The following is a 4,820-nucleotide window of genomic DNA, read 5'->3' on the forward strand; positions in this document are numbered from 1 at the left end:
GATCACCGACCGCGAGCGCGGTCACGATGCCGCGATGGCGCGCGTTGTCGAGCGCGTCGCCGATACGGGTGCGCAGCACGTCGCGCAGCCGATCGATCGATGCGCGCCATCCCGCTGCGCGCGCGTCCGATCGGAGCGCCGCGGCACGGCCGCGCCAGGGCAGACGCCGCCAAGCCATCGATACGGTCCCGCCCGTGATCGCGCCGACGAGCCCGACGTGCAGGCCCGAAATCGCGACCAGATGGCTCGTGCCCGTATTGCGCAGCACGCGCCAGTCGTCGTCGCCGATACCGGATTGATCACCGACCGCGAGCGCGGTCACGATGCCGCGATGGCGCGCGTTGTCGAGCGCGTCGCCGATACGGGTGCGCAGCACGTCGCGCAGCCGATCGATCGATGCGCGCCATCCCGCTGCGCGCGCGTCGAGCAATTCCGCGCGCTCGGGCGCGACGACATAGCCGATCGCACGAATGCCCGCGGCCAGCCACGCCGCCTCGCTGTCGCGCACGCCGGGGTTCGCCTCGGCATGCGGGCGCTTCAGCCGCACGACGAGACGCCAGCGCTGCGCCGCGCGCAAATCGGGAATCGCATCACGTGCGGCGGGCGTGCCGTATGTGCGCCATGACAACCGGATCACCGGCGGGAAACGGGCCAGGCCCGCATCGTTCGATTCGACGGCCAACAGCAGTCGCGCGCCGGTGTCGTCGATCACCGGCAACCCGCGGATCACACCGGTGACGCCGATGTCGCGCCCTTCCCGCTCGACGGGCAGGCTGTCACGCAGCCGCCATTCGGCGCGCGCGGCCGCATAGCCGAATCCGATCGCACAGGCGGCGCTTGCGCACAGCATCCACCGGAGCGCGACAATCGCACGGGTTCGACGGCGCCGCGCACACCATGCGAGCAGCGCGCCGCAACCGGCCAGCACCGCCGCCCCGATTACCCAGCCGCTCGCGCCCGGCAACGCCGCCTGCCGCTGCAGCACGACGACGCCGAGCGCGAACGCGATCCACCACACCCGCATCAAGCCTCCTCGTCGACCCGGCGCCGCCGATTTCGATGCGGCGCCTTCCGGCAACGATTATGCGGACGAAAGTGCGAGGCGCGGCAGCGCAGCGAGCGCGTTAGCCGTTGTGGATAGGGACAGGGAGTGAGCGTCGATCCCGCGCAGTTCGGCGAGCACGGCGCCGATGCGCGGCACCTGGTCGGGCGCGTTGCGGGATTTGTACGCCCACTCGGGCGCGATGTCGGGCGCGTCCGTCTCGACGACGATCGCGTCGAGCGGCAACTGCGCGGCGAGCCGGCGGATCTGCAACGCGCGTCCGAACGTCACGTTGCCGCCGAAGCCGAGGTGCAGCCCCTGCGCGAGATACGCATCGGCCTGCTGGAAGCTGCCGTTGAACGCATGCGCGATGCCGCGCCGCACGCCGAAGCGACGCAACCCGGCGAGCACGCGGTCCTGCGACTTGCGCACGTGGCACAAGACCGGCAGGTCGAATTCGCGCGCGAGCTTGAGCTGCCCCTGATAGAAGAATTGCTGCCGCTCTTCATCGAGCCCCGGCACGAAGTAGTCGAGGCCGATCTCACCGATCGCGACGAAGCGCGGATCGTCGAGGCTCGCCTCGATCTCCATGCGCAGCCGGTCGAGATCCGCGTCGTGCGCCTGCGGCGTAAACATCGGATGGATGCCGAGCGCATAGACCGCGCCCGGCGTGCGCTGCGCGAGTTCGCGCACCGTCGTGAAATTGTCGCGCCCGACGCTCGGGATCACGATGCGCGACACGCCGGCCGCGCGCGCCGCCTCGGCGACCGCGTCACGGTCGGCGTCGAATTCGGCGGCATCGAGATGGCAATGCGTATCGATCCACATGGCGGTTTTCCTGCGCCCTCGCCGCGGCGCCGGGACTCACCCGGCAGCGCAGCGGGAGCGCTCGTTCACACCGGCAGCGCCGGCTCCTCGTGCAGCACGCCGTCGCGCAGGCGCATGATGCGGTCGCAGCGCGCGGCGAGCTCGGGGTCGTGCGTGACGATCACGAAGCTCGTTTCGAGCGTCTCGGACAATTCGAGCATCAGGTTGAACACCGTATCGGCCGTCGTGCCGTCGAGGTTGCCGGTCGGCTCGTCGGCGAGCACGCAGGCCGGCTTCGTCACCAGCGCGCGCGCGATCGCGACGCGCTGCCGCTCGCCGCCCGACAGCTCGCCCGGCCGATGCTTCGCACGCGGACCGAGACCGACCCGCTCGAGCATCGCCTGTGCCTGCTCGCGCGCATCCTCGGTCGTCATCCGGCGAATGCGCAGCGGCATCGCGACGTTGTCGAGCGCGGTGAATTCCGGCAGCAGGTGATGGAACTGATAGACGAACCCGAGCGCGCGATTGCGCAACTCGTTGCGCTCGCGCTCGGCGAGCTGCGTAAACGGCTTGCCGAGCAGCGACACTTCGCCCGCGCTCGGTTCGTCGAGGCCGCCCAGCACGTGCAGCAGCGTGCTCTTGCCGGAGCCCGACGCGCCGACGACCGCGAGCTTCTCGCCGCGCCGCACCGTCAGCTCGGTGTTGTTGAGCACCTGCACATTGAAGCCGCCCTGCACGAACGCCTTCGTGATCCCGCGCGCCTGAAGCACGTATTCCTGCATACCAGCCGAATCCTGTCTGATGGGTTGTCGTGAATCCGCGAATGCGGTCGCGCGGTCATTCATAGCGAAGCGCCTCCGCCGGCTTTACCTTCGCGCCGCGCCAGCTCGGATAGAGCGTCGCGACGGCCGACAACACGAACGCGATCAGGCCGATCTTGATTACGTCCCCCGCGACGAGCTCGGACGGCAGCTCGCTGATGAAGTACACCGACGGTGGCAGGAACTGCACGCCGAACAGATGCTCGATCATCGGGATCAGCCACGGAATGCTCCACGCGATCAGGCACCCGAGCGCGACGCCCGACGCGGTGCCGACGAAGCCGATCGTCACGCCCTGCACGACGAAGATCTTCATGATCGAACCCGGCTGCGCGCCGAGCGTGCGCAGGATCGCGATGTCGGCCTGCTTGTTGGTCACCGTCATCACGAGCGACGACACGAGGTTGAACGCAGCGACCGCGATGATCAGCGTGAGGATGATGAACATCATCCGCTTCTCGATCTGCACGGCCGAGAACCAGGTCTTGTTCTGCTGGGTCCAGTCGCGGATGTACAGGCTGCCCGACAGCGTGTGCGACAGCTCGACCGCGACCTGCGGCGCCTTCTGCATGTCGGTGAGCCGCAACCGCACGCCGGTCGGCGCGGACATCCGGAACAGCGCCTCCGCGTCGCGGATGTCGACCATCGCGAGCGTGCTGTCGTATTCGTAGTGGCCCGATTCGAACACGCCGACGACCGTGAACTGCTTGAGCCGCGGCATCATCCCGGCCGGCGTGATCGTGCCTTCGGGCGCGACCAGCGTGATCTTGTCGCCAACCGTCACGCCGAGGTTGCCGGCGAGCGCATCGCCGAGCACGATGCCGAACTGGCCGGGCACGAGCGCGGTCAGCTGGCCCGCCTTCATGTCCTTGCCGATGTCCGACACCTGCGGTTCGAGCGACGGCTCGATGCCGCGCAGCATCACGCCGCTCACCGCGTCCTGGCGCGTGAGCAGCGCCTGCGCATCGACGTACGGCGCCGCGCCCGTCACCGACGGATTGCGGCGCGCCTCTTGCGCGGTCAGTTGCCAGTTGGGCATCGAGCCGGTCGGCGAGAACACCTCGACGTGCGCGAGCACCGACAGCATGCGGTCGCGCACTTCCTTCTGGAAGCCGTTCATCACGGACAGCACGACGATCAGCGCCGCGACGCCGAGCGCGATCCCGAGCATCGACACGAGCGCGATGAAGGAAATGAAGCCGTTGCCGGTCGTGCGTTTGCCGGCGCGCGTGTAGCGCCAGCCGATCTGCCATTCATACGGAAGTTTCAAGCGAATCCTTTCTGCTGGTTACGGCGGGGATGACGGCCCGCGCCCGGGAGCGCCATCCGGCGGCGGCCGGCCGCCCGGGCGCGGTCGAAAAACGGTCGCCGGACGCAATCGGGCCGTCCGCCGGCCCGATCACGCGCGCAGTTTGCCATACAATGCGCACCATCATGCACGACCGACGCCTCCATTTCCTCGTTCCGTTCGCGCTGCCGTCGGCAGCCGATGCGGCCTCGTCCCTGCACACGCTGGACAGCCCCGCGCTCGAAAAGTTGCTGGCCCGCGCGAGCCTCGTCGAGCGCGTGGCCGGCGAGGACTTCCAGCGCACGCTGCCGCACGAGCGCTGGCTGGCCCGCCAGTTCGGCGCGAGCCGGGGCAACGCCGCCGACGAGGCGCCGCTCGCGCCCTACATGCTGCTCGCGGACGGCGGCGACCCGGGCACGCAGGCCTGGGCGTGCGTCGAGCCCGTGCACGTCCAGATCGCGCACGATCACCTCGTGCTCGTCGACCCGGCCAGCCTCGCGCTCGACGACGGCGACGCGGCCGCGCTGCTGGCGGTCGCACGGCCGCTGATCGAGGAGCTGGGCGTGCGGCTGGAAGCGCCGCAGCCGACCCGCTGGTACTTGTCCAGCGAACAGCTCGCCCGCCTCGCCGGCGCCGCGCCGCTGCGCGCGAGCGGCCGCAATATCGAAATCTGGCTGCCGCACGAGGCGCACACCGGCGAACGTTCGCGGATGTGGATGAAGCTGCAGAACGAAGTGCAGATGGTCGCGGACAAGCACGTCAATGTCGTCAGCGGCCAGAGCACGCACATCGCAGTCGGAAAATCGCTGATCGCGAGCGTGATCTCGTCGGTGAGCCTGTTCGCGCAGAACTCGGGAATCAA

Annotated in this window: 5 protein-coding genes; 1 reads left to right on the forward strand and 4 read right to left on the reverse strand. The window is 69.2% G+C overall.

Annotated elements, in window-relative coordinates:
• The 4 genes from F3J14_RS33650 to F3J14_RS33665 all read right to left on the reverse strand — a co-directional run.
• A partial coding sequence (locus tag F3J14_RS33650; protein WP_247682346.1) for a ComEC/Rec2 family competence protein occupies positions 1 to 1,024 on the reverse strand: 1,024 nt, incomplete at its 3' end.
• Positions 1,025 to 1,081: 57 nt separating this feature from the next.
• A complete protein-coding gene (locus F3J14_RS33655) occupies positions 1,082 to 1,870 on the reverse strand; it encodes a TatD family hydrolase (RefSeq protein WP_166726588.1) in 789 nt (262 codons plus the stop codon).
• A gap of 65 nt (positions 1,871 to 1,935) precedes the next feature.
• Positions 1,936 to 2,631, reverse strand: a complete 696-nt coding sequence (gene lolD / locus F3J14_RS33660; protein ID WP_124614536.1) for a lipoprotein-releasing ABC transporter ATP-binding protein LolD — start codon at positions 2,629 to 2,631, stop codon at positions 1,936 to 1,938.
• 55 nt (positions 2,632 to 2,686) lie between these two features.
• Positions 2,687 to 3,940: a lipoprotein-releasing ABC transporter permease subunit gene (locus tag F3J14_RS33665; protein ID WP_105787636.1), complete on the reverse strand. Its 1,254-nt coding sequence runs from the start codon at positions 3,938 to 3,940 to the stop codon at positions 2,687 to 2,689.
• A gap of 152 nt (positions 3,941 to 4,092) precedes the next feature.
• On the opposite strand from F3J14_RS33665, the gene F3J14_RS33670 reads away from it, so the two are divergent.
• A partial coding sequence (locus F3J14_RS33670) for a DUF2345 domain-containing protein (RefSeq protein WP_247682347.1) occupies positions 4,093 to 4,820 on the forward strand: 728 nt, incomplete at its 3' end.

Origin of the sequence: Burkholderia sp. Tr-862 (genome assembly GCF_011753085.1) — a bacterium.
GTDB classification, from domain to species: domain Bacteria; phylum Pseudomonadota; class Gammaproteobacteria; order Burkholderiales; family Burkholderiaceae; genus Burkholderia; species Burkholderia ambifaria.